Genomic DNA, 23,953 nt, shown 5'->3' with positions numbered 1-23,953 from the left:
AATTTTTGTCTGTTTAACTACAACTAAAGCCAACGATGGCATAAAAGATTCAGAGAGAGGCCTTTTTACATGAGTGGGCAGCAAATCAGTGCTCAAAAGCTGGGCAAAGAGCTTAAATTGCCGCGGGCTGTCAATAAAGGCAGGCAAGTCGATCCCAAAGCCTTGGCTGAAGTCCAGGCATTACTGGGGGATGAACCCCGCCGCAAAGATCTGCTCATTGAGCATCTGCACAAAATTCAGGACAGCTATAAATACATTTCAGCCCCCCATCTGGTGGCGCTGGCTTATGAAATGAAACTGTCCCGGGCCGAAGTCTATGAAGTCGCTACCTTCTATCATCATTTCGATGTGATTAAAGAAGACCAGACACCGCCACCGGCTTTAACCGTTCGTGTCTGCGACTCAATGACCTGCGAAATGCTGGGCGCTAATGAATTGATTGATTCTCTGGAACAGGGCCTGGGCAGTGATGTTCGCGTCCAGCGTGTGCCTTGTATTGGCCGCTGCGATAAAGCGCCGGTTGCCGTGGTAGGTATGCATCCTGTTGAAAACGCCGATACGGCCCGTGTAACCGAACGGGTTGAACAGAACCAGACCCGTCCCGAAGCCATCGATCCGATTCGCTTTGAACAATATGTTGAACAGGGTGGTTACAATACCTACCGACTGTGCGTGGAAGGTCATTATGATGTCGAGAAAGTGCTCGATACCATGGATGATTCCGGCCTGCGTGGTCTTGGCGGTGCCGGTTTCCCGGTCGGCCGCAAATGGCGCATCGTGCGGGATCAGCCAGCGCCCAAGTTGATGGCAGTCAATATTGACGAAGGTGAACCCGGTACGTTCAAAGACAAATATTTCCTTGATCGTGATCCACACTGCTTCCTGGAAGGCAGCCTGATAGCCGCCTGGGCGGTGGGTATTGATGAAATCTACATCTATCTGCGCGATGAATATGCCGCCATCCGCGAGATGATGGAAGTCGAGATAGCCAAGCTGGTGGCCAATCCGCCGGTCGCCAATATGCCCAAGCTTTATCTGCGTCGCGGAGCGGGTGCCTATATCTGCGGTGAAGAATCGGCGATGATCGAATCGATTGAAGGCAAGCGCGGCATGCCGCGTCTGCGGCCGCCTTATGTAGCCCAGGTCGGACTGTTCGGCAGACCGACACTGGAACACAATATGGAATCGCTGTACTGGGTCCGTGATATTCTGGAAAAAGGCCCGCAGTGTCTGACTGACCATGGCCGCCATGGTCGTAAAGGCCTGCGTTCTTTCTCGGTCAGTGGCCGCGTCAACAAACCTGGTGTGCATCTGGCACCGGCTGGTATCACTATGCGTGAACTGATTGATGAATACTGCGGCGGCATGCAGGAAGGCCATGAATTTTATGGTTATTTCCCGGGTGGTGCTTCGGGCGGCATGCTGCCCGCCTCAATGGGCGATATTCCGCTCGATTTCGACACACTGAACGAATATGGCTGTTTCATCGGTTCTGCCGCGGTCGTGGTCTTCTCTGACCAGGATAAGGCGCGCGATCTGGCGGTGAATGCGATGAAGTTTTTTGAAGATGAATCCTGCGGTCAGTGCACACCTTGCCGCGTGGGTACAGCGAAAGCTGTGACCTTAATGAAAGAAAAACAGTGGGATCAGAACTTACTGGAAGAGTTATCACAAGTGATGGTGGATGCCTCCATTTGTGGTCTCGGCCAGGCAGCCCCCAATCCATTGCGCTGCGTGATTAAGTACTTCCCTGAGGAGTTGAAATAATGGCTATCAACCCGGAAATTGAAAGCGAACTGATTGCCTTCGATCTTAATGGCAAGAAGATCTTCGCCGAAGAGGGCGAAACTATTCTGCTGGCAGCGCAGCGCCATGGTGTTGAAATTCCACACCTATGCTATTCAGAAGGTCAGGGGCAGGACGGCAACTGTCGTGCCTGTATGGTCGAGATTGATGGCGAGCGTGTGCTGGCGCCGTCATGCTGCCGTTATCCGTCGGAAGGCATGAAGGTTGAGTCACAGAGCGAGCGGGCACTGAAATCACAGAAAATGGTGCTGGAACTACTCAAATCAGATGTCTCTGAGCAACCGCATACGTTGCATTCTGAACTCGATTACTGGGCCGGCAAGCTGGAAATCAGTACACCGCGCTTCAAACCACGGGAACAGCCAACATCCGATCTCTCGCATCCGGCGATTGCCGTCAATATGGATGCCTGTATTCAATGCACACGTTGTGTCCGCGCCTGCCGCGATGAACAGAATAATGATGTTATCGGTCTTGCAATGCGCGGTCATCATACCGAAATCGTATTTGATCTTGATGATCCGATGGGAGAAAGCTCCTGTGTTGCCTGTGGTGAGTGTGTACAGGCCTGCCCGACCGGGGCCCTGATGCCAGCGAATGATGTGGCGATGGTAGAGCCGGATCGGAAAGTAGATTCGGTCTGTCCCTATTGTGGTGTTGGTTGTCAGCTCACATACAACATCAAGAACAACAAGATCCTCCATGTCGAGGGCCGGGATGGCCCCGCCAACCATGGTCGTCTCTGTGTCAAAGGCCGATATGGTTTTGACTATGTGCACCATCCGCACCGGATCACCAAGCCGCTGATTCGCCGTGACGATGCGCCCAAGTCTCCCGATTTTGAAATGGACCCGAACGATATCAATAAGGTCTTCCGCGAAGCGACTTGGGAAGAAGCGCTGGAACGCGCGGCCCAGGGTCTGGTAGATATTCGCGAAAATGACGGCCCGCAGGCGCTGGCCGGTTTCGGCAGTGCCAAGGGTAGTAACGAAGAAGCCTACCTGTTCCAGAAACTGATCCGGGTCGGTTTCAAAACCAATAATGTCGATCACTGTACCCGTCTGTGTCATGCCTCTTCAGTTGTGGCGCTGTTGGAGACGCTCGGCTCCGGTGCGGTGTCGAATCCGGTCGCCGATGTTGAAAAAGCGGAATTGATTGTATTGATTGGCGCCAATCCAACCGTCAACCACCCGGTCGGTGCGACCTGGATGAAAAACGCCGTACGGGAGGGTACCAAGCTTGTGCTGTTGGATCCGCGGGGCACCGAGCTCAGCCGTGAGGCCGCCTATCACCTCCAGTTCAAGCCAGGCTCGGATGTGCCGATGCTGAATGCGATGATGCATACCATCGTTGAGGAAGGGCTGGTAGATGAGAAATTTATCGCTGAAAGAACCGATGGTTTTGAAGCGATGAAGAAACATCTGGAAAAATACACACCGGAACTGATGGAGTCGATCTGTGGTATTCCTGCAGAAACCCTTCGTGAAGTGGCAAGGCTTTACGCCAAATCCAGAGCCTCGATGATCCTGTGGGGTATGGGCGTTTCCCAGCACGTACATGGTACGGATAATGCCCGCTGCCTGATTTCCCTGGCGCTGATGACCGGTCAGATCGGTCGACCCGGTACAGGTCTGCATCCGCTGCGTGGTCAGAATAACGTGCAGGGGGCCTCGGATATGGGCCTGATCCCGATGTGCCTGCCGGATTATTTCCGTGTTGAAGACAAGGCTGCGCGTGAGAACATGCAGCAGCTCTGGAACGGTGAAATCAGCGACAAAGCCGGTTTGACTGTCGTGGAAATCATGGATGCGATTCATGCCGGTAAATTGCATGGTATGTATATCATGGGGGAAAACCCGGCGATGTCGGACCCTGATGTAAATCATGCCCGTCAGGCGCTGTCAGAGCTCAAACATCTTGTGGTTCAGGATCTGTTCCTGACTGAAACGGCTTACCTCGCCGACGTGGTTCTGCCGGCTTCCGCCTTCCCGGAAAAAACCGGTACCTTCACCAATACAGACCGTTGGGTACAGCTTGGCCGTCAAGCTATTGATCCGCCGGGTGATGCACGTCAGGATCTGTGGATTATCCAGGAAATTGCCAACCGTATGGGGCTTGACTGGCATTATAACGGGCCGGCAGATGTGTTCGCTGAAATTCGCAAAGCGGTACCGTCTATGGCGGGTATTACCTGGGAGCGTCTGGAACGTGACAGTGGTGTCGTTTACCCCTGCCTGGAAGAGGGCGACCCAGGCGATCCGGTGATTTTCACCCGCGCTTTCCCGACTCAGACAGGTCGTGGCAAATTCGTGCCGGCGGATATCATACCGCCGGATGAAAGACCGGATGACGAGTATCCTTTTGTGCTGATTACCGGCCGGATGCTGGAACACTGGCATACCGGTTCTATGACCCGTCGCTCCAATGTGCTGGATGCCCTGGAGCCTGAAGCTGTGGCGACAGTAAACCCGATTACACTGGACGAAATGGGGGTAAAACCGGGGGAACTGATTACCCTTTCCACTCGCCGTGGCAGTGTTTCGGTGATTGCACGTGCCGATATGGGCGTACCGACCGGGGCAGTGTTTATGGCTTTCTGCTATTACGAAGCCGCGGTTAATAAACTGTCTAATCCGGCATTGGATCCCGCTGCCAAGATCCCCGAATTCAAGTATTGCGCGGTCAAAATCACACCGGGTGGTGAACCGATGCAGTTCTACAGTTACGGTGGCGGCCAGTCAAAAAATGTACTGCTCTAGGCGGTATTTTCATCAAAAAAAGGCATCCTGAGATGCCTTTTTTTTAACTAGCAGTTCACATTCTTGCTAAGATATGGAGCGTATTTTTAAAGCTCCCAACAGGCTATAATGATAATGAAAATCCTGATCAGCAATGATGACGGTTACATGTCTCAGGGCATTCGCACTCTGGCCGATGCACTAGGCAGTTTTGGCGAGATTACCGTCGTGGCACCCGACAGAAATCGCAGCGGTGCCAGTAACTCTCTGACGCTGGAAAACCCGCTCCGACTTGAGAAGCAGGAAGACGGCGTCTACCGCGTTGAAGGCACACCGACCGATTGTGTCCATCTGGCGATTACCGGTTTACTGGAAGATGATCCCGACATGGTGGTTTCCGGCATCAATGCCGGCGCCAATCTCGGTGATGATGTGCTTTATTCCGGTACGGTTGCCGCTGCCATGGAAGGTCGATTTCTGGGATTGCCGGCCATCGCTATTTCGCTGACCTCACACACCGGCACGCATTATGAGACCGCGGCCTGGGTTGCGCAGAAGCTGGTTTCCCGGCTCAAAGAATCCTCGCTGCCCGCTGACACTATCCTCAATGTGAATGTCCCTGATTTACCGATTGATCAAATCACCGGTATTGAGAGCACCCGGCTGGGTCATCGTCATAAAGCAGAACCCGTGATCAAGGAGTTCGACCCGCGCGGACGCCCGATGTACTGGATTGGTCCTGCCGGCAGTGAGGAAGACGCCGGTCCCGGTACTGATTTTGATGCGATACGACGTGGGGCGGTTTCTGTGACGCCGCTGCAAATTGATCTGACTCGCTATGATGCCATTGACGGTGTTGCCCGGTGGCTCAAAGATTGCTGATATGAACACGGATTACCGCGGTATAGGCATGACATCACAACGTACCCGCGACCGGCTGGTAGCCCGGTTGCAGGAACGTGGCATTGCCAATCCGGAAGTACTGGCTGTGATCCGCGAAATGCCACGACATCTTTTCGTTGATGAAGCCCTTGCTAGTCGCGCTTATGAAGACACGGCACTGCCCATCGGTCATGGTCAGACAATTTCTCAGCCTTATATTGTCGCCAAAATGACGGAAATCCTGCTGTCGGGGGCCGGTCAACGCGAAAAAGTGCTGGAAGTTGGCACAGGTTCAGGTTATCAAACAGCCGTGCTGTCTAAACTAGTAGACCGTGTGTTCAGTGTTGAACGCATTTCGCCGCTGCAGAATCAGGCTCGAGAACGGTTCTACCAGCTTAAACTGAATAATATCAAGCTTAAACACAGTGATGGCAATTGGGGCTGGGAGTGGTATGCCCCTTATGACGGCATCATCGTCACCTGCGCCCCTGAGCAGGTACCACACGAACTGCTTAAGCAACTGGCACCGGGTGGCCGACTGGTGATCCCGGTTGGAGGCAGTATGGGACAATCACTGCGAGTCATCGATCGTGTCGGAGATCGTTATGAGGAAACCGAACTGGATCCGGTGAGCTTTGTGCCGCTGTTGAGCGGTCAGATCTGATGCGCCTTTTTTCCGGCCTTTATGCCCGGGTCATGGTCTGGGCCCGTCACAAATACGCGACCTACTGGCTGGCCCTGGTCAGTTTTAGCGAATCGTCCTTTTTTCTGATTCCGCCAGATGTCATGCTGGCGCCGATGAGCCTGGCCCGACCGGATCGCGCCTGGTTTTATGCTGGGCTGACCACGGCCGCTTCTGTGCTTGGTGGCCTGTTCGGTTACGCAATAGGCTTGTTTGCTTTTCAACTGGCTGAGCCCTGGCTGATTTCACTGGACTATATGCATGCTTACCAGCAAGCTTCGGCATGGTTTGATCAGTGGGGATTCTGGGCGATTTTTCTTGCCGGTTTTACCCCTATCCCCTATAAAATTTTTACTATCGCTGCCGGGGCTGCCAACATGTTGTTGTTGCCTTTTGTTATTGGTTCGCTGATAGGTCGTGGCATGCGGTTTTTTCTGGTCGCGGGTCTGATGCGCTGGGGCGGACCGGAATTGGAGGCCAGTCTGCATCTGTGGGTAGATAGACTGGGCTGGCTGACGGTATTGATTTTGGTGATCGCTTACCTGATATTTGCATAGAGATGAAATGGATTCTGCCGCTACTGCTGATGTTCATTGTGACCGCCTGTGGCGGCGGTGGTCGCGCTGTCGCCCCGGTGGGTTCCTACAGCGACGATCGCAGTCAGCGCAAAATCTCAACGCCTCCTGCTTATTACACGGTCCAGAAGGGCGATACCTTATATTCCATCAGCTGGCGCTACGGGATGGATTACAAGGATGTCGCCCGAATCAATAATATCGGTCCGCCTTATACTATTTATGTCGGCCAGAAAATCCGTTTCAAATCGACCAACCGCACAACGACGGCGCAACGCCCGGGTAACACGCAGCCGACCCAAACCCAGCCGGTCAAACCCAGTCCGCCGCCGCAGTCAAAACCGGTGCCTGCCCCTCCGCCGAAAACCACGACAGCCAGCAAGCCACAAGCTAAACCATCACAAGAACCCTTTGTCGGCAGCCAGAATCTGCAATGGCGCTGGCCCACGGAGGGCAGGGTAGTCTCGACTTATTCCAACAGCAGCCCGGGCCGCAAGGGTATCGATATTGCCGGCAAGTCGGGTCAGCCAGTGTATGCAGCGGCTTCAGGCAAGGTGGTCTATAGTGGCAACAGTCTGCCCCGCTATGGCAATTTGCTGATCATCAAACATAATGACGTATATCTCAGTGCCTATGCACACAGTGACCGCTTGCTGGTGAAAGAGGGGGAAGTCGTCAAAAGCGGTCAGAAAATCGCCATGATGGGCAGAACCGGCACCCAGCGCGATCAGTTGCATTTTGAAATTCGCCGTAATGGCAAGCCGGTCGACCCGATGCGTTTCCTGCCCAAGCGCTGAACCACAAAAAACGCGATTAATCCGTTACAATATAGCGTTTTGCCGGTTTTTATCCGGCGTTTCATTTTTTATTCAATATCAGAGGTTAACCTTGGAACTAGGCGCGCCATTACAACGTATTAAAGACCTTCGTGATCGCAGTGACGATCTTAGGGGGTATCTTTGACTTCGATGAAAAGTCTGAACGCTTAATCGAAGTCAGTCGCGAGCTGGAATCTCCCGGCGTCTGGGATGATCCCGAACGGGCTCAGAAACTGGGTCAGGAAAGGGCCAGCCTGGAAAAAATCGTCACCACGCTGTCAAAGCACCGCGATATTCTCAATGATGCCCAGGACTTGCTGGAGCTGGCCGCTGAGGAAAAGGATCAGGATACCTTTGATGCGGTGATTGCCGATCTGGATGAACTGGAAAAAGGCCTGGAAAAACTCGAGTTCCAGCGCATGTTCTCCGGTGAGTTGGATAAAAACAGTGCCTATCTGGATATCCAGTCCGGCTCTGGTGGTACCGAAGCACAGGACTGGGCCAATATCCTGCTGCGCATGTACCTGCGCTGGGGTGAGGACCATGACTACAAAGTCGAGTTGATGGAAGTCTCAGCCGGTGAGGTTGCCGGAATCAAAAGTGCCACCGTGCGGTTTGAGGGCGAATATGCTTTCGGTATGCTGCGTACCGAGACCGGTGTGCACCGTCTGGTGCGTAAATCTCCGTTCGATTCCGGTGCCCGTCGCCATACCTCATTTGCTTCCGTGTTTGTCTATCCCGAAGTCGATGACACCATTGAAATCGAGATCAACCCGGCGGATCTGCGTGTCGATACCTACCGCTCCAGCGGTGCCGGCGGTCAGCACGTTAACACCACCGACTCGGCAGTGCGTATCACCCACGTACCGACCAATACCGTGGTGCAGTGCCAGACCGAGCGCAGTCAGCATCAGAACCGTGACCGCGCCATGAATCAGCTGCGTGCCAAGCTCTACGAGCTGGAGTTGATGAAGCAGAATGAAGTCAAACAGGCCGCGGAAGAATCTAAGTCGGATATTGGCTGGGGTAATCAAATCCGATCCTATGTCCTCGATCAATCGCGGATTAAAGATCTGCGTACCCATGTTGAGACCGGCAACACCCAGGCCGTGCTCGATGGCGATTTGGACCAATTTATAGAAGCGTCGCTGAAATCAGGATTATAAGCATGAGCAACGAAACCGAAACCGGAACAGAACTGGACGAAAACCGCCTGATCGCGCAGCGTCGCGAAAAACTGGCCGAACTGCGGCAACAGGGCAATCCCTTCCCTAACGACTTCCGTCGTAATGTCATGAATGCTGAACTCAGCACAGAGTATGCTGACTGGAGCGCCGAACAACTGGCTGAAAACCCGCGTCGTGTCAGTATCGCCGGCCGCATGATGACCAAGCGTGTGATGGGTAAAGCCAGCTTTGCCAATATCCGTGATATGTCGGGCGATATGCAGCTTTACGTTAAACGTGACGACTTGCCTGAAGGCGTTTATGCACAGTTTAAACGCTGGGATCTGGGCGACATTATCGCGGCGGAAGGGGTGATGTTCCGTACCCAGAAAGGCGAACTGTCCGTACTGGTCGATAATATCCGCCTGCTGACCAAATCCCTGCGTCCGTTGCCGGAAAAATTCCACGGCCTGTCAGATCAGGAAACCCGTTACCGTCAGCGTTACGTTGATCTCATCATGAATGAAGCCAGCCGGGATGTATTCCGTCTGCGCACACGCATTATTGATGGCGTTCGCCGCTATCTGATGAGCAAGGATTATCTGGAAGTCGAAACGCCGATGATGCAGGCGATTCCGGGCGGCGCTACCGCGCGTCCTTTCACGACTTATCACAATGCGCTCGATATGGACCTGTTCCTGCGTATTGCGCCTGAACTCTATCTCAAACGTCTGATTGTCGGTGGCTTTGAACGGGTGTTTGAAATCAACCGTAATTTCCGTAATGAGGGGCTGTCTACCCGTCACAACCCGGAATTTACCATGGTCGAGTTCTACCAGGCCTATGCCAACCACAACGATCTGATGGATCTGACCGAGGACATGCTTCGCAGCGTCACCCAGGATGTACTGGGCACCTCGGAAGTGCACTACCAGGGTCTTGATATCGACTTTGGCAAGCCGTTTACGCGGATGACCGTCAAGGAATCGATCCTGCATTTCAATCCGGGCATCAAACCGGAACAGCTGGAAACGATTGAAGCGGCCCGTGAAATCGCCGCCGGTCTCGATATCCCGATCAAGGAAAACTACGGCCTCGGTAAAGTACAAATCGAGATCTTTGAGAAAACCGTAGAACATCGCCTGATGGACCCGACCTTCATCACCGCTTACCCGACCGAAGTCTCTCCGCTGGCACGCCGCAGCGATGACGACCCGTTTGTTACCGAGCGCTTTGAATTCTTTGTCGGTGGTCGAGAAATTGCCAACGGCTTCTCCGAGCTCAATGACGCCGAAGATCAGGCAGAGCGCTTCCAGGCCCAGGTCGCCGAGAAAGATGCCGGTGATGATGAGGCAATGCATTTTGATGCGGATTATATCCGCGCTCTGGAATATGGCATGCCGCCGACCGCGGGTGAGGGGATCGGGATTGATCGTCTGGTTATGCTGTTGACGGATTCGCCGTCAATTCGGGATGTTCTGCTTTTCCCGCATATGCGGCCGGAATAAAACTTTTATAGTTGGTGGGTGAGTAACTCACCCACCAAGCTTGCCGTTTTATGATGTTGCTAGATATTTTAATCCATGGCCTAAAATCTAACGGACGTACTCGGCATGCCAGGAAAAATAGATTCAAATTGCTTGACCATATTCGAATGGACGCCTATTGATATACAAGATTTACTTTTGTTATCAGCTGTCCTCGTTGCTTTGTTTGGCGGGCGTTTATGGAAATATTGGGACGATAAGGCAAAAAGGAAGCAAATAAAGAAAGCCCTGAAGCAGTTTTTAGAGAGTCTGAAAAGAGATTTGGTTCGTATTGCTGATGAGCGCAATGAAAATACTCTTAACCCTAAACAAAAGATAGTTTTTGAACAAACATCAATTGCTGAAGTAGGTCATTATTTCGAGTTAATGTGCGAGTTAGTATTTCCCAACCTAGTTTTATTAGCTCTGCCCAAGGCTGATAATTCAGCCGTTATTGAATTGCTCGACCACTACAAAAAGAACATTGATACCGCATCATCAAAAGGCCATTTAACTAGAGCCACCGTTACAGGTTTACTTGAAATGATAGATTCTGCTATTTCAGAGCTGTCGGTTTAACATGTCTACTGTTAAAGCTTGATACTTTCGGACTAAAGCCCGAGTTCATTTATTTTGCTTGCCCAAAATAAACGAACCAAACAAAAGGGCAGCCTCTTGCTTGCCCTGCGGGTTCCCTGCGCTTCTCGCCGTGACTGGGCACTCGCGAACTCGCTACGCTCAGACATGCGCTCGCGCTGATCCAGCCACGGCTGCGATGCTCGGCTACGCAAAAGGGCGGGACACCCTCACCCCAGCCCTCTCCCTTCGAGGGCGAGGGCGAGGGGGGCAAACATGCTTTGAGCTAATCCCTTTATTCCCCGTTTGTGCTGGCGAGGAATAGTATTTATTCAGGTCTGAGGGCGGCTAGTGTTTGAGCGTAGCGAGTTTTAGCCGACCGCCTGAATCAATGCTATGACGAGTGGAGCCGCAGGCCAGCACATTGGGGTGCCCTAGGGTTGTTAGGGAAATGGGCACGCATTTCCCTGACTCGCCCTCAAGGCGAAATCAATACTTTGAATTGAAACCGATCATTAGTCGTTTCTATAGAGTATTAAATTGGCATAAAAAAGGCCAACAATGACAACCCCCAACCCCAACCGCTAGGATAGAAAGCAAAACCCCAACCCAAACCGGAGTCACATGTTTGTCGACCTCAGTTTAGGAATCAACATTGCCCTCTTTCTCGTGGCCGGCGCAGTGGTCGGTGTATGCGGTGTCTGGCTGACAGAACGGGCTGAGCAGTTAGCGCATCTCACCGGCCTGGGACAGGCCATTTTAGGCGCTGTATTTCTCGGCATTATCACCTCGCTGGCAGGGACTATCACCTCGATCACCTCCGCCTGGGAAGGCGCGGCAGAACTGGCCTTTGGTAATGCGATTGGCGGTATCGCGGCACAGACCACATTTCTGGTGATTGCCGATATGCTCTACCGCAAAGCCAATCTGGAGCATGCGGCGGCATCGGAGGAAAACCTGATGCAGGGCGTGTTGCTGGTGGTCATGCTGTCGCTGCCAATGCTGGCGATGGCCGGGCCAGGGGTAACCATCTGGTCGGTTGATGTGTTGTCATTCGTCATTCTGGCTGCTTATCTGTTTGGTCTCCGTTTACTGCGTCAGTCTCACAAGATGCCGATGTGGTCGCCGCGTAAAACCAGTGATACCCGGGCAGAGAGACCGCCACCACCTTCAGCGGGGCTCAGATCGGCGGGGCTCTCTCTGTGGATACCGTTCTTATTACTGGCACTTGCTGTCGCGCTGAGCGGCTGGATGATTGCCGAAACCGGTATTGCCATCACGCGCCGGACAGGCTTGAGTCAGACATTGTTCGGGACTATCTTCACGGCAGTAGTGACTTCAATACCGGAACTGGTGATTGCTATTGCTGCAGTGCGACGTGGTGCGCTGGCGCTGGCTGTGGGAGATATTATTGGTGGTAATACCTTCGATGTGCTGTTTCTGGTCCTTTCTGATATGGCTTACCGGCCCGGCTCCATTTACCAGGCGGTGTCGGCAACGCTGGGTTTCTGGATGGCACTCACTATTCTGCTGACCGGTATTTTGCTGCTGGGACTGCTGCGTCGGGAACGGCATGGACTGGGTAATATCGGTTTTGAAGGGACGCTGGTACTGGTAAGTTACGCTGCCGGGGTGACCGTGATTTTCTTTCACTGAGTCACACTAAAAACCATTGTGGCCGTCAGTACTAACAATGATAATAACAGCGAGTCATTGTGCTGCCGCCAGGCGGCTTTTAGTTGAGGAATTTCAATGAAAACGATTGCTGTATCCGCCACTTTGCTGGCGATGTTGGCTGTCAGTGCCTGTGGTGTGAAAACCTCCGGTGTTCGCACGCTGGGTGGGGATACCTATACCATTACGGTCGATGATCTGGATGACACTACGGCCAAAGGTACGGCTCTGGGGCTTGCCGAGCATCATTGCAAAGAAATGAACAAATCTTTGCTGGTGACCAAAATTTTCAAACAACACCAGGTACGTTATCGCTATGACATTACATTCCAGTGCGTTGATGCCGGTGATCCGCGATTGGAAAATCCAGAGTATGAAACGATTTACAGGTCGGAGTAATGTACCGCCCACAGCTGATACAACTGCTGTTTTTGTGCGCTTTGCTTTCACCACTCCGGCTGCTGGCTCAGGAGCCGGACTACCATTTGTCGCTCAGCGTCATTGACGCTGAACTGAATCAGCCAGCCGAGGGCATGCAGGTGGTGTTGTTTCAGTTCAGTGAAACCCGATCGACCTGGCGCTTGGTGGATAGTCAGGTCACTGACAAACAGGGTGAGATAACCGGTTTCCTGCCAGGCAGGGAACATCGCGGGGTTTACCGGCTGGTGCTGAGAAATCAGAAGTTCTTCCGACAAAAGCATGAAACCACACTTTATCCGTTGATTCCTGTTGTGGTCACTATCGATACGCCTGAGCCTGTTGCTTTGTCATTGAGCGTATCGAAAACGACCTACAGCCTGTCCCAGGAACAGCCCTGAAACAACGTTTATTGGGGACGAACGCGAATTGAGCGCCAGTATTTCCGGGACCAGTAGATGTTATTCATACTGGAAATGGTGACACCGAGGCGGGTGGAGGCGTGCAGGAAACGGTCATCCTCCAGGTAGATGCCGACATGATTGCCATTACGGAAAAACACCAGATCACCAGGCTGCAAATCGGTTTTGTTGATTGCCTGCCCCGCCCGGATCTGCTGAGAGGTGGTTCTTGGCAGCCTGAGACCGAACAGGTCCTGATAAGTCTGTTGCACAAAGGCGGAGCAGTCGATGCCGTGACGACTCTGCCCGCCAAGACGGTAGGGCGTTCCGCGCCAGTCCGCATGCTGCTGATAAAGTCGTGACAGCGTAACGTCAGTGTCCGGCGAGGCCGGTAGCACTTCAGGCTCGAAAACCGGTGAGGTAATTTTGGGACTACTGCCACAGCCTGACAGCAAAGCCAGCAGCAACAGCAGTGGCAGAAAGCGACAAGGTGACATAAAAACGAAAAAACTCGGCATCTTAATCAGTGACAGCCCTGGTGGGTGAATCTTCAACATAAATTACAGGCTGCAGGCTGAAAAAACCAGCTGGCTTGCCACCGTGTCTGGCTCTGCCATTTAATCGGTCAGATGATAAAAGGTCGGAATGCTGATGTTATATTCATCACAGAGTTCGGATACCTCCTCACCGCAAGCTATCCGGTACTGCATTTCCGCAATCTGTTCTTTAGACAGTTGAACGCCGGTGTGGGTGTCCAGCGCCTTGCCTCGCTGGATAGGGGTGACTGTAGCTGTGTGCTGCTCTGTGTCTGACTGTTTGATATCAGCGATTGCTGCCATCACTTTCAGTGCCGCGTCGTTGCTGTCTTTACTGGTATCGATGTCCTGATCCCTCACCACTAAATCGATGCCTTGTCTACGCAGTCTTTCTGCTATCCGAGCCAGGCTGAGTGTGTTGTCGGCCAGACGATCGAGCCGGGTCACAACCAGAATGTCGCCGTGATGAAGGGCATCAAGGCAGGCGTCGAGTGTTTTCTGCTGATCGCCGTTGCCCGCTTTTTCCTTGAACACGGTGTCACAGTCTTTTAGTTTGTCGATTTGCACCTGTAGCGGCTGACCATGCCGGCTCTCTCTCGCATAGCCTATTCTCATTGATCACTCCTCGATTTTTCAGCTTTCACTGTCATAGGCAACAAAAACGGGCATTTTGTTCATGGCGGGTCTGTTTCACAGCATAGAAAAGCGCCGCCGGCATCTCCTTGCCCCGGGCGATATAAAAAACCCGGCAAGGCCGGGTTTCTCAGGTTGACGGTATGCTAGTTCGCGAATCAGGCCATATTAAACAGCGCCAGCGCCTCACGGTATTCCTCACTGTCCTCGTCGAGTTCTTCCACACTGAAACCGGTATCGGCACCGACCTGTTTGAATGAGATGACTTCATTCAGGGTCAGCGGGTCAATCGCTTTGTCAGTGCCGTTATAACTCTGCAGCAGCGCGACCTGCACCACATCGACCAGATCCGGACCGTTATCGCCGCTGTTGCGGTTGAGGTTCGTATGTTCGCGGGCCACGGCCACGAGGTTGTCCGGAAATTCCCATTTCTGCAGAATGGCAGCGCCCAGGCGCGGATAAATATTATCAATCAATTGATCCAGTTTTTTACTGTCTCTGATAAGATCGCCATCTTCATCGGCCTTCATCAGGATGGGCAGCACACCGATAGCGTGAATCAGTCCGGCCAGCATGGCTTCATCGGTTCTGATACCGGACAGCTTGCCAGCCATAACCTGTGAAGCCGCAGCGACTTTGGTACTTTGTTCCCACAGCGCTCGCAGACGTTTATCCAGACGGTTATTGGTGGCCTGGAACATTTGTTCCATCACCAGACTGGTCACCAGATTACGGACCATGGACAAGCCCAGGCGGGAAACCGCCATCTGTACACTGTCGATAGAGACCCGGCCACGGTATAGCGGGCTGTTGGCGACTTTCAGCAAGCGGGCTGACAATGCAGCATCAGTGGTGATGATATCGGCCAGTTGTTTGGCGGTTGCTTCGGGGTCATCGACCACTTCCCGAACTTGCAGGGCGACTTCGGGAAGGGTTGGCAGCACAAGCTTGCCGCTGTCCATTTCCTCCAGGATAGTGTTGTAAAATACGTCTTGTTCGCTCATAGGTTTCGCTTCTGATAAATGAATTTGAAGTGTTGATGAATTTCAGTTATTTTGCTTAGTTTGCCGACAGTTTTAGCTAATCGCAGGTATTCAGTTGAACGACGAGTTTCCTAGAATCAAACGCCTTCCGCCCTATGTTTTCAACATTGTAAATGATTTGAAAGCAAAAGCACGTGCGCGAGGTGAGGATATTATCGACTTTGGTATGGGTAACCCGGACAAACCGGCGCCGGCTCATATCGTTGAAAAGCTGGTTGAGGCGGCACAGCGACCGGATACCCACCGTTATTCGGTTTCCAGGGGAATTCCCCGTCTGCGTAAAGCCTGTTGCGATTGGTATAAACGCAAGTTCGACGTCGACCTCGACCCGGACAGTGAATGTATTGTCACTATCGGCTCCAAGGAAGGCCTGGCGCATCTGGCGCTGGCGACAATGGGGCCCGGCGATGCGGTGATGGTGCCCAACCCGGCTTACCCGATCCATCCTTATGGCTTTGTGATTGCCGGCGCGGATATCCGGCATGTGCCATTAACGCCGGATGTCGATTTCTTTGCCGAACTGGAAAAGTCGGTCAAGGATTCCTGGCCCAAACCCAAGATGCTGGTATTGAACTTCCCGGGCAATCCGACCACGCAATGCGTTGATCTGGAATTCTTCGAGCGTATCGTTGCTTTTGCCAAGGAGCATCAAATCTGGGTCGTGCATGATCTGGCCTATGGCGAAATCTGCTTTGACGGGTACAAGGCGCCGTCGATCCTGCAGGTGCCGGGCGCCAAGGAAGTGGCAGTGGAGTTTTATACCTTGTCGAAGACTTATAATATGCCCGGCTGGCGGGTGGGCTTTATGTCCGGTAACCCGACATTGGTAGCGGCGCTGGCCAGAATGAAGTCCTATCTCGATTACGGCATGTTTACACCGATACAGGTAGCTGCGATTACCGCGCTGGAAGGACCGCAGGACTGTGTAGATGAAATCGTGGCCACTTATAAGAGCCGCCGGGATGTGCTGTGTGAAGGGCTTAATGCCATTGGTTGGCAGGTAGAAAAACCCAAAGCCACCATGTTTGTCTGGGCCCGGATTCCGGAACGCTATCGCGAGATGGGCTCACTGGAATTCAGTAAAAAATTGCTCAAGGAAGCGAAAGTCGCTGTATCACCCGGTATCGGTTTCGGCGAATACGGCGATGAATATGTTCGCTTCGGCTTGATTGAAAATGAACATCGTACACGTCAGGCGATCCGTGGGATCCGTGACATGATGAGAAAAGCTTAAGGGGGCTGTGTGCAATCAGTAAAAATCGGAATCCTGGGGTTGGGCACCGTCGGTGGTGGTACCGTCAATGTGCTGACCCGCAACTCAAGAGAAATCAGCCGTCGCGCCGGCCGTGATATTGAAATTTATCGCGTTGCTGATCGTGACCTGGATAAACCCAAGAGTTGTGATACCTCAAACATCAACCTGACGGATGATGCCTTTGAGGTCATCAATGATCCCGATATTCAGATCGTTGTAGAACTTATCGGCGGTACCGGCATTGCCAAGGATCTGGTGGTCAAAGCCATTGAGAACGGCAAGCATGTTGTCACGGCCAATAAGGCACTGATCGCGATGCATGGTAACGAGCTGTTTGAACTGGCACAGAAAAAAGGCGTGACAATTGCCTTTGAAGCCGCCGTTGCCGGTGGAATTCCTATTATCAAGGCCATGCGTGAAGGCCTGGCGGGTAATCGTATCGAGTGGCTGGCCGGAATTATCAACGGCACCGGTAACTTCATACTCACCGAGATGCGCGAAAAAGGCCGCGACTTTGCCGACGTGCTGGCAGAAGCTCAGGCGCTGGGTTATGCCGAAGCCGATCCGACCTTTGATATTGAAGGTATCGATGCCGCCCACAAACTGACCATCATGGCTTCCATCGCATTCGGTATCCCGCTGCAGTATTACAAGTGCTATACCGAAGGCATCAGCAAGATTTCGCAGGAAGATGTGCAGTATGCTGCCGAACTCGGCTACCGCATCAAGCATCTGGGCATTGCCAAGAAAACTGCTTCGGGTGTTGAATTGCGTGTGCATCCCACCCTGATTCCGCAGCGTCGTCTGATCGCCAATGTGAACGGGGTAATGAATGCCGTTGTCGTAAAAGGTGACGCGGTCGGACCTACGCTGTATTACGGGGCCGGTGCCGGCGCTGATGCCACCGCATCTGCCGTGGTGGCAGATATTGTCGATATTGTCCGCGCCCTGACTACCGATCCGGAGAACCGGGTACCGCATCTGGCGTTCCAACCCGATGCACTGAAAGATACCCCGATTCTGCCGATGAGCGAAGTGGTCACATCTTACTATCTGCGAATCCACACCCTGGATAAACCGGGCGTGCTGGCCGATATCACCCGTATTCTGAGTGAAGAGGGTATTAATATCGAAGCCATTCTGCAGAAACAACCGGAAGAACATGAAGGCATGGTGCCCATCATCATGTTGACCCAGGCTGTGGTCGAGAAAAACATGGACCGCGCTATCAGTCAGATTGAAGCGCTGGATACCGTGCCTGATTCCATCATGCGCATCCGCATGGAATCTCTGGGCGGCTGATCAAGGCCTGCCCACCGAATTTAGTTTAGAGGAAAACACTATGTCATTTCGCCCCCGTTACACTGGACTGATTGAACGCTATCGCGATCGGCTGCCGGTCAATGACGACACTCGCCTGATTAGCCTGGGCGAAGGGAATACACCGCTTATCAAGCTCAACCATATTGCCAAGGAGCTGGGTAAGGATGTCGATATCTATGTCAAATACGAGGGCCTGAACCCGACCGGCTCATTCAAGGACCGTGGCATGACCATGGCGGTGACCAAAGCCGTCGAAGAAGGCAGCAAAGCAATCATCTGCGCTTCGACCGGTAATACCTCAGCAGCGGCAGCAGCCTACGCGGCGCGTGCCGGTATCGCGGCATTCGTCCTGATTCCTGACGGCAAAATCGCCCAGGGCAAACTGGCCCAGGCAATGATGCACGGCGCTACCGTGATTCAGATCAAAGGTAATTTTGACGAAGGCATGCGTCTGGTTAAGGAAGTCGCCAATCATGCACCTGTGACTATTGTTAATTCGATTAACCCTTACCGGCTGCAGGGGCAGAAAACGGCCGCATTTGAAATTGTTGAAGAACTGGGCCGTGCCCCTGATTACCACTGCCTGCCGGTGGGTAATGCCGGTAATATCACCGCACATTGGATTGGTTACTGTGAGTATTCCTGCGATTCCGGTGATCATGTGACTGATGCCTGCGCCTATTGCGATGGTAAGTGTAAATACGCGGGGGGTGCCATTGTCGGTAACCGTCCGAAGATGATTGGCTACCAGGCATCCGGTAGTGCGCCGTTTATGCGCGGTCATATGGTCGATGATCCGGAAACTGTCGCGACCGCGATCCGTATCGGTCATCCGCAGAGCTGGGATAAAGCCTGGCAGGTCAAAGAGGAATCCGGCGGCTGGTTCGACGAGTGCAGTGATGAGGAAATCCTGGCAGCGCAGAAACTGCTGGCAGAAAAAGAAGGTGTGTTCTGTGAACCGGCTTCAGCAACCTCACTGGCTGGTGCCTTACGCGATGTGAAATCCGGCAAGATTCCGGAGGGCAGTACCATCGTCTGTACCCTGACCGGTCATGGTCTGAAGGATCCAGACACTGCTATCAAGCAGAGCACCTCGGCGGTCGTGACCGTTGATGCAAATCTTGAATCAGTGCGTGACGCGATTATCCAGAATATGGCACAGTAAGCCTATGAGTAATTTGCCGGATCCAAATGAGAGAGAGAGACTGCTGGCCAAGCGGCCACATGATATTTTCCTGAGTAATCTGATCGGTAATCATATTCTGATCTTTACTGCGATCTCGACTTTCGGTCCGGCTTATATTAAATATCTGATTCTGGTGCCGCTCTTGTCCTTTGCGGCATTGGGTTATACCTATTACCGCTCCGGCCATATCCGTCGTGAAGACAGTGAGTTTGTCTGGGCGCACTGGCAAGTGGCGCGGCGCTGGAGCAAGATATTTTTCATGGTACTGCTGGTGGTTACCAGCGTAGCCGTACTGGGCTGGCTGGGTAAAACCTACCTGGGCATGATGAAGGAAGCCGTCTACGGCATGGTCGGTGGACTGAGTCTTCTGCCTACGCTGGTGTCGGTGCTGGTGCTTATTGTCATCGAATCCGACTCTTTGCATCATGCCCGTGTGGGCACATTGCCCCGATGGGCGTTACGACGCTTTCTTGGCATTGAGTCGGAACCGTCTCAGGACTGAGCCAGTCGTTTATCCAGTTTTTCACGCCATTCTGCTGAGAGCGCATCGATTTCCAACGCCTGTTCTAATACAGGCGTTTTTTCGTTGTCAGGCAGCGATTTGTCGAAATAAGCACGAAACAAACGCTGTACGCTGAGTTGAGCAGGATGAGGCTCAGCAACGCTGACCTTATCACCTGCAGCCACTGAACCTGTCTGAATAACCCGGAAATAAATGCCGGTCGCGGCATGGGCGACAAACAGCCTTGGCATGTCATCGCGCTTGAAAGTCATGCCCAGTTTAAAGCAGGGGACCCTGGGCTGAGAGATTTCCAGCACGCAGTCACCTACTTTCAGGCGATCACCAATACACAGACTTGCCTCGTCCAGTCCCTCGATCGTCAGGTTCTCGCCAAACTTGCCAAAGGGCAGTGCTGCCAGCCCCAGTTTTTGTTGCCAGAATGAATAGTGCTCGGCAGCAAAGCCGTATACAGCTTTGTGTTCACCGCCATGATTGATCCGGTCAACCTGCTGGTCCCCATCAAGATTAAACGGATTGACAGAAATACGTCCGGATACCGGTTGCTTGAAGATACCGGTCGCGACGGTTTTGTTTTTGTACTGAACCTGTTTCGGCTGGGAAACGTTAACCGATCGGACTAGCACAAGGGGTTAGGGTTGCTCTGAACGTCTGACGACCGAGTGAATTACTTTGTCGTATTCGAAAAAGACTTCAAATTCACCGTAAATCCAGCGGCTGATAGGTGGCTCACCGACCGCAGGCACTTTGGTTTCAGGCGCACCGAATGCCTGTTCAACCTGAGTCATATTCATACCCTGTGTCGGACGCGGGATACCGGTACTGCTGTTGGGCACATCATAGCGTGGGTCGGCTATGGAAATGACTTCTGCCTGCACCGCCGTCAGGCTCAGAATAAAAACTGCAAGCACTAGGCTGATGTTCCGCATCGATACGCTCCTTGAGTGAGTAACAACAGAATACTACGCACTCAGAAATTGCTCAATCAGCGTGTTCAGGTAACGCTGCCCTTTTTCGGTAGGCCGCAGGCGGTGAATATTATGTTCAATGAGCCCCAGCGACTCTACCTGTGACAAAGGTTTTTTGATTTGCGATATCGGCACGCCGGTATGCTGCTGAAATAAAGGGGTGGGGACACCATCGAGCAGACGCATCGCATTAAGCATAAACTCAAACCCCACCTCGTTTGCATCGACCAGCGTGCGTTCAAGCAGGCACTCATCTGTGCCGGCGGTATCGAGATAAGCCTGAGGCTGTTTCTGCTTGACCCGGCGTTCTATCTGCTGGGGCATCGCACTGCTGATTTTGCCGTGGGCACCTGCACCAATACCGATATAGTCACCGAACTGCCAGTAATTGAGATTATGCCGACACTGCCGCCCCTGACGCGCATAAGCCGAGGTTTCATACTGTTGGTAACCGGCCTCGGCCAGTCTTGCCTGGTTAGCCAGTTGCCAGTCGTAAATCGGATCATCCTCGGGCAGCGTCGGCGGCTGACTGTAAAACAGCGTGTTGGGTTCTATTGTCAGTTGATAATAAGAAATATGGGCGGGCGCCAGGGCGATGGCGGTGTCGATATCATGCCGGGCTTTGGCTTCATCCTGCCCGGGCAGGCCGAACATCAGATCCAGATTGAAATTATCAAAGCCTGCTTTGCAGGCAGTTTCCACCGCGCTGATGGCCTGCTGACTATCGTGAATCCGGCCCAGTGATTTCAGTGCCTCATCATCAAAGCTTTGAATACCGATAGAAAGACGATTAATACCAACGGCGCGAAAATCCTCAAAACGGCCGGCTTCCACCGTGCCCGGATTGGCCTCGAGTGTGATTTCTGCATTATGTTGCAGGGGCAGCAGGGCACGGATGGCTGAAAACAGCCGGTCATAGGCTGATGCTGACAGCAGGCTGGGCGTGCCGCCGCCGATAAAGATACTTTGCACCGAGCGACCCCAGATAAGCGGTATTTCCTGCTCCAGATCGCGGATCAGCGCATCGATATAGGCCTGTTCAGGCAGGTCCTGTGGGCTTTTGTGCGAGTTGAAGTCGCAGTAGGGACACTTGCGCACACACCAGGGCACATGAATATAGAGGCTCAGTGGCGGCAGGGCGGTAAAATTAAACATCACTTCTCAGCAGACTCCGGCTGCCAGCCTTGTTTCCAGCTTTGCAGCGGTACGATGGCGGGTAGCTCGCCATTATCAAAATACCAGGCATCGACAGCATAGCGGTTCCCGGTGTCCAGTTCGACGATCGTCGCCGTGTTATGCGGTGCACGACCAATAAAAATACCACGCGATGTGCGTGGGCCGACGCGATGCCAGCGCAGTAATGCTTGGTTTTCGAGCATGCGCAGATATACCGAGGTGTTGGTTGCTTCATCGATACAGTCAAGCTGACCGATGCGACTGCCACGCAGCTTATTCTGCGCCAGATCGTGACTGGTACCGACTTTAGCGCCGACAATCGATTCCAGCAGGGCAACAGCCTGCTGAATCTGCTTACGCTCAGTCAGCGCATCGTCGATGTTTTGATCAAATAAGGTGCTGACTTGATGCCATTCCCTGTCTGACAACTGAGTATCAGTCACACTGCGACAACTTAAATCATGACAGACGGAAAAAGCTGTGGGAACAGGAAATCCGATAAAATTCCGGTGCGACAGTTGCCAGCTTTCATGAACATTCTGTTGCAGCCAGATAGGTCGGATTGGCCGTTCACTGTATGGCTTCAGGGTGCAGGCTGAAAGTGCCAGACTGAAAATAATGAAAACAGCTAGTGAGCGCGAACAAAGCTTCAAATCCGGCTTGCCTCAGGGCTGGTGCCTCGTATACTGAAACTCCTCGATGAAACGGCGCATAGCCTGGCCTCGATGACTGATAGCATGTTTCTGCTGGGCACTCAGTTCGGCGGCACTGCAATCGGTTTCAGCAACAAAAAACACCGGGTCGTAACCGAATCCTCCATCGCCAGCCGGTGCTGTGAGGATCTGACCATGCCAGGTACCCTGGCAGATAAGCGGTGTCGGATCATCGGCATGCCGCATAAAGACCAACACACACTGGAACCTGGCCTGGCGCTCTGTGTCAGGGATATCCTGCATCGCCGTCAGTAGCGCCTCGATATTGTCAGCATCACTGGCATTTTCACCGGCATAGCGGGAAGAGTAGATGCCGGGAGCGCCCAGCAGTGCATCGACTTCCAGGCCGGAATCATCGGCAATGGCCGGCAGACCTGTCTGGGCGCAGGCATTGCGCGCCTTGAGAATCGCATTCTCGACAAAACTGAGGCCGGTTTCAGCCACCTCAGTCACGCCCAGGTCCGACTGGGTGACGACCTCAATGCTGAGCGGCGCCAGCAGCTGCGCAAATTCGCGCAGCTTACCCTGGTTTCCTGTGGCCAGTACGATTTGGCTCATGATGCCGCCAAAGCTGCCTGTTGTTTTTCCATCAGTTCCTCAATCCCTTTTTTGGCGAGTTCCAGCATGGATTGCAGTTCATCCGCACGGAAGGCATGGCCTTCAGCCGTCCCCTGCAGTTCAATATACGCCCCGGCTTCGTTCATGACCACATTCATGTCGGTTTCGGCGGAGGAGTCTTCAGCATAATCCAGATCAAGCACCGGGGTGCCCTGAAAAATACCCACCGAAATCGAGGCCACCTGACCGTAAAGCGGACTGGTTTTGATTTTGCGGGTTTTGAGCAGGTAATTAATGGCATCCTGCAGTGCCACATAAGCACCGGTGATAGAGGCGGTGCGGGTTCCACCATCAGCCTGGATGACGTCGCAGTCGATTGTAATGGTCCGTTCGCCCAGGGTTTTCAGATCAATCGCGGCACGCAGGGAGCGGCCGATAAGACGTTGGATTTCCATGGTGCGACCGCCCTGTTTACCCCGGGCCGCTTCACGTTGCATGCGTGAACCGGTGGAACGCGGCAGCATGCCGTATTCAGCAGTGACCCAGCCTTCGCCGGTACCGCGAAGGAAGGGGGGGATACGCTCTTCCACTGAGGCAGTACACAAAACCTTGGTATCACCGAACTCCACCAGGACCGAGCCTTCAGCATGTTTGGTGTAGTTGCGGGTGATGGTGATTTGTCTTAACTCATTCGCTTGACGACCACTTGGACGCATAACCGGTATTTCTCCCAATCAAATTTGACTCATTATACTGATCGTGACTGTCAGCCGCAGGGGGA

The 23,953-nt window shown here is 53.0% G+C and carries 25 protein-coding genes; 16 read left to right on the top strand and 9 right to left on the bottom strand.

Translation table 11 applies throughout. The annotated features are described in order from the left end of the window. The first annotated feature begins 69 nt into the window (after positions 1-69). From FH755_RS05145 to FH755_RS05090, 12 genes are all read left to right on the top strand, one after another. Entirely contained in the window at positions 70-1,767 is a 1,698-nt protein-coding gene (locus FH755_RS05145; RefSeq protein WP_292439294.1) for an NAD(P)H-dependent oxidoreductase subunit E, read from the top strand. Next, positions 1,767-4,565, top strand: a complete 2,799-nt coding sequence (fdhF, locus tag FH755_RS05140; RefSeq protein WP_292439292.1) for a formate dehydrogenase subunit alpha — start codon at positions 1,767-1,769, stop codon at positions 4,563-4,565. The genes FH755_RS05145 and fdhF overlap by 1 nt, the downstream gene beginning before the upstream one ends. A gap of 114 nt (positions 4,566-4,679) precedes the next feature. After that, positions 4,680-5,426 carry a 5'/3'-nucleotidase SurE gene (surE, locus tag FH755_RS05135; RefSeq protein WP_292439290.1) on the top strand — a complete coding sequence of 249 codons (747 nt, stop codon included), beginning with the start codon at positions 4,680-4,682 and terminating at the stop codon, positions 5,424-5,426. Position 5,427: 1 nt separating this feature from the next. Next, positions 5,428-6,090, top strand: a complete 663-nt coding sequence (locus FH755_RS05130) for a protein-L-isoaspartate(D-aspartate) O-methyltransferase (protein WP_292439288.1) — start codon at positions 5,428-5,430, stop codon at positions 6,088-6,090. Next, positions 6,090-6,665, top strand: a complete 576-nt coding sequence (locus tag FH755_RS05125; protein WP_292439286.1) for a YqaA family protein — start codon at positions 6,090-6,092, stop codon at positions 6,663-6,665. The genes FH755_RS05130 and FH755_RS05125 overlap by 1 nt, the downstream gene beginning before the upstream one ends. A 2-nt stretch (positions 6,666-6,667) precedes the next feature. Next, positions 6,668-7,480, top strand: coding sequence for a peptidoglycan DD-metalloendopeptidase family protein (locus FH755_RS05120; protein ID WP_292439284.1), 813 nt, complete (start codon positions 6,668-6,670; stop codon positions 7,478-7,480). Positions 7,481-7,571: 91 nt separating this feature from the next. Then, a protein-coding gene (prfB, locus tag FH755_RS05115; protein WP_292439282.1) for a peptide chain release factor 2 occupies positions 7,572-8,667 on the top strand; the annotation gives its coding sequence in 2 pieces (ribosomal slippage) (positions 7,572-7,643 and positions 7,645-8,667; 1,095 coding nt in all). A 2-nt stretch (positions 8,668-8,669) separates the two neighbouring features. Beyond that, the gene (gene lysS / locus FH755_RS05110) at positions 8,670-10,175 is read left to right on the top strand and encodes a lysine--tRNA ligase (RefSeq protein ID WP_292439281.1); all 1,506 of its coding nucleotides are present in this window, start codon (positions 8,670-8,672) and stop codon (positions 10,173-10,175) included. Positions 10,176-10,280: 105 nt separating this feature from the next. Further along, positions 10,281-10,772 (top strand): hypothetical protein, encoded by a 492-nt coding sequence (locus FH755_RS05105; protein WP_292439278.1) that lies wholly within the window; start codon positions 10,281-10,283, stop codon positions 10,770-10,772. Positions 10,773-11,393: 621 nt separating this feature from the next. Continuing rightward, a complete protein-coding gene (locus tag FH755_RS05100; RefSeq protein WP_292439276.1) occupies positions 11,394-12,425 on the top strand; it encodes a sodium:calcium antiporter in 1,032 nt (343 codons plus the stop codon). 96 nt (positions 12,426-12,521) lie between these two features. Beyond that, positions 12,522-12,842: a hypothetical protein gene (locus FH755_RS05095; protein WP_292439274.1), complete on the top strand. Its 321-nt coding sequence runs from the start codon at positions 12,522-12,524 to the stop codon at positions 12,840-12,842. Next, positions 12,842-13,261, top strand: a complete 420-nt coding sequence (locus FH755_RS05090) for a hydroxyisourate hydrolase (RefSeq protein WP_292439272.1) — start codon at positions 12,842-12,844, stop codon at positions 13,259-13,261. The genes FH755_RS05095 and FH755_RS05090 overlap by 1 nt, the downstream gene beginning before the upstream one ends. 8 nt (positions 13,262-13,269) lie before the next feature. On the opposite strand, the gene FH755_RS05085 is transcribed toward FH755_RS05090, so the two are convergent. From FH755_RS05085 to FH755_RS05075, 3 genes are all read right to left on the bottom strand, one after another. Beyond that, positions 13,270-13,818: an NlpC/P60 family protein gene (locus tag FH755_RS05085; RefSeq protein WP_292439270.1), complete on the bottom strand. Its 549-nt coding sequence runs from the start codon at positions 13,816-13,818 to the stop codon at positions 13,270-13,272. Between the two features lie 60 nt (positions 13,819-13,878). Then, positions 13,879-14,412, bottom strand: a complete 534-nt coding sequence (locus FH755_RS05080) for a recombinase family protein (RefSeq protein WP_292439268.1) — start codon at positions 14,410-14,412, stop codon at positions 13,879-13,881. Positions 14,413-14,588: 176 nt separating this feature from the next. Then, positions 14,589-15,434 (bottom strand): HDOD domain-containing protein, encoded by an 846-nt coding sequence (locus FH755_RS05075; protein ID WP_292439266.1) that lies wholly within the window; start codon positions 15,432-15,434, stop codon positions 14,589-14,591. Positions 15,435-15,528: 94 nt separating this feature from the next. On the opposite strand from FH755_RS05075, the gene alaC reads away from it, so the two are divergent. From alaC to FH755_RS05055, 4 genes are read left to right on the top strand one after another with little or no spacing between them, the layout of a single operon-like run. After that, positions 15,529-16,707 carry an alanine transaminase gene (gene alaC / locus FH755_RS05070; protein ID WP_292439264.1) on the top strand — a complete coding sequence of 393 codons (1,179 nt, stop codon included), beginning with the start codon at positions 15,529-15,531 and terminating at the stop codon, positions 16,705-16,707. Between the two features lie 9 nt (positions 16,708-16,716). Further along, on the top strand, positions 16,717-18,030 hold the full coding sequence (locus tag FH755_RS05065; protein WP_292439263.1) for a homoserine dehydrogenase: 1,314 nt from the start codon (positions 16,717-16,719) through the stop codon (positions 18,028-18,030). A 40-nt stretch (positions 18,031-18,070) separates the two neighbouring features. Further along, positions 18,071-19,216 carry a threonine synthase gene (gene thrC / locus FH755_RS05060; RefSeq protein ID WP_292439261.1) on the top strand — a complete coding sequence of 382 codons (1,146 nt, stop codon included), beginning with the start codon at positions 18,071-18,073 and terminating at the stop codon, positions 19,214-19,216. 4 nt (positions 19,217-19,220) lie between these two features. Further along, entirely contained in the window at positions 19,221-19,739 is a 519-nt protein-coding gene (locus FH755_RS05055; RefSeq protein WP_292439259.1) for a hypothetical protein, read from the top strand. On the opposite strand, the gene FH755_RS05050 is transcribed toward FH755_RS05055, so the two are convergent. The 6 genes from FH755_RS05050 to rph all read right to left on the bottom strand — a co-directional run bounded on the left by FH755_RS05050 (position 19,730) and on the right by rph (position 23,888). After that, on the bottom strand, positions 19,730-20,383 hold the full coding sequence (locus FH755_RS05050; protein WP_292439257.1) for an MOSC domain-containing protein: 654 nt from the start codon (positions 20,381-20,383) through the stop codon (positions 19,730-19,732). The two genes, FH755_RS05055 and FH755_RS05050, sit on opposite strands and share 10 nt — an antisense overlap. A 6-nt stretch (positions 20,384-20,389) precedes the next feature. After that, positions 20,390-20,686: a hypothetical protein gene (locus tag FH755_RS05045; protein WP_292439255.1), complete on the bottom strand. Its 297-nt coding sequence runs from the start codon at positions 20,684-20,686 to the stop codon at positions 20,390-20,392. 33 nt (positions 20,687-20,719) lie between these two features. Beyond that, on the bottom strand, positions 20,720-21,880 hold the full coding sequence (hemW, locus tag FH755_RS05040) for a radical SAM family heme chaperone HemW (protein ID WP_292439253.1): 1,161 nt from the start codon (positions 21,878-21,880) through the stop codon (positions 20,720-20,722). After that, the gene (locus FH755_RS05035; protein ID WP_292439251.1) at positions 21,880-22,344 is read right to left on the bottom strand and encodes a hypothetical protein; all 465 of its coding nucleotides are present in this window, start codon (positions 22,342-22,344) and stop codon (positions 21,880-21,882) included. The genes hemW and FH755_RS05035 overlap by 1 nt, the downstream gene beginning before the upstream one ends. A gap of 222 nt (positions 22,345-22,566) precedes the next feature. Continuing rightward, complete coding sequence (locus FH755_RS05030; RefSeq protein ID WP_292439249.1) at positions 22,567-23,172, bottom strand: XTP/dITP diphosphatase; 606 nt, start codon at positions 23,170-23,172, stop codon at positions 22,567-22,569. Further along, a complete protein-coding gene (gene rph, locus FH755_RS05025; protein ID WP_292439247.1) occupies positions 23,169-23,888 on the bottom strand; it encodes a ribonuclease PH in 720 nt (239 codons plus the stop codon). The genes FH755_RS05030 and rph overlap by 4 nt, the downstream gene beginning before the upstream one ends. Positions 23,889-23,953: the final 65 nt, after the last annotated feature.

It is taken from the genome of Methylophaga sp. (assembly GCF_009711715.1).
Classification (GTDB): Bacteria; Pseudomonadota; Gammaproteobacteria; order Nitrosococcales; family Methylophagaceae; genus Methylophaga.
Note: the sequence above shows the minus strand (reverse complement) of the source record. Positions and strands in the feature narration are given on the sequence as shown.

Bases quoted from the DNA above. Each gene is read 5' to 3' on its own strand.
- FH755_RS05090 (WP_292439272.1), top strand. From the start codon at position 12,842: ATGTACCGCCCACAGCTGATACAACTGCTGTTTTTGTGCGCTTTGCTT.
- FH755_RS05085 (WP_292439270.1), bottom strand. From the start codon at position 13,818: ATGTTGAAGATTCACCCACCAGGGCTGTCACTGATTAAGATGCCGAGT.
- FH755_RS05055 (WP_292439259.1), top strand. From the start codon at position 19,221: ATGAGTAATTTGCCGGATCCAAATGAGAGAGAGAGACTGCTGGCCAAG.
- surE (WP_292439290.1), top strand. From the start codon at position 4,680: ATGAAAATCCTGATCAGCAATGATGACGGTTACATGTCTCAGGGCATT.
- FH755_RS05145 (WP_292439294.1), top strand. From the start codon at position 70: ATGAGTGGGCAGCAAATCAGTGCTCAAAAGCTGGGCAAAGAGCTTAAA.
- thrC (WP_292439261.1), top strand. From the start codon at position 18,071: ATGTCATTTCGCCCCCGTTACACTGGACTGATTGAACGCTATCGCGAT.
- FH755_RS05100 (WP_292439276.1), top strand. From the start codon at position 11,394: ATGTTTGTCGACCTCAGTTTAGGAATCAACATTGCCCTCTTTCTCGTG.
- rph (WP_292439247.1), bottom strand. From the start codon at position 23,888: ATGCGTCCAAGTGGTCGTCAAGCGAATGAGTTAAGACAAATCACCATC.
- FH755_RS05045 (WP_292439255.1), bottom strand. From the start codon at position 20,686: ATGCGGAACATCAGCCTAGTGCTTGCAGTTTTTATTCTGAGCCTGACG.
- hemW (WP_292439253.1), bottom strand. From the start codon at position 21,880: ATGTTTAATTTTACCGCCCTGCCGCCACTGAGCCTCTATATTCATGTG.
- FH755_RS05095 (WP_292439274.1), top strand. From the start codon at position 12,522: ATGAAAACGATTGCTGTATCCGCCACTTTGCTGGCGATGTTGGCTGTC.
- FH755_RS05075 (WP_292439266.1), bottom strand. From the start codon at position 15,434: ATGAGCGAACAAGACGTATTTTACAACACTATCCTGGAGGAAATGGAC.
- FH755_RS05125 (WP_292439286.1), top strand. From the start codon at position 6,090: ATGCGCCTTTTTTCCGGCCTTTATGCCCGGGTCATGGTCTGGGCCCGT.
- FH755_RS05080 (WP_292439268.1), bottom strand. From the start codon at position 14,412: ATGAGAATAGGCTATGCGAGAGAGAGCCGGCATGGTCAGCCGCTACAG.
- fdhF (WP_292439292.1), top strand. From the start codon at position 1,767: ATGGCTATCAACCCGGAAATTGAAAGCGAACTGATTGCCTTCGATCTT.
- FH755_RS05130 (WP_292439288.1), top strand. From the start codon at position 5,428: ATGAACACGGATTACCGCGGTATAGGCATGACATCACAACGTACCCGC.
- lysS (WP_292439281.1), top strand. From the start codon at position 8,670: ATGAGCAACGAAACCGAAACCGGAACAGAACTGGACGAAAACCGCCTG.
- FH755_RS05120 (WP_292439284.1), top strand. From the start codon at position 6,668: ATGAAATGGATTCTGCCGCTACTGCTGATGTTCATTGTGACCGCCTGT.
- FH755_RS05030 (WP_292439249.1), bottom strand. From the start codon at position 23,172: ATGAGCCAAATCGTACTGGCCACAGGAAACCAGGGTAAGCTGCGCGAA.
- FH755_RS05105 (WP_292439278.1), top strand. From the start codon at position 10,281: ATGCCAGGAAAAATAGATTCAAATTGCTTGACCATATTCGAATGGACG.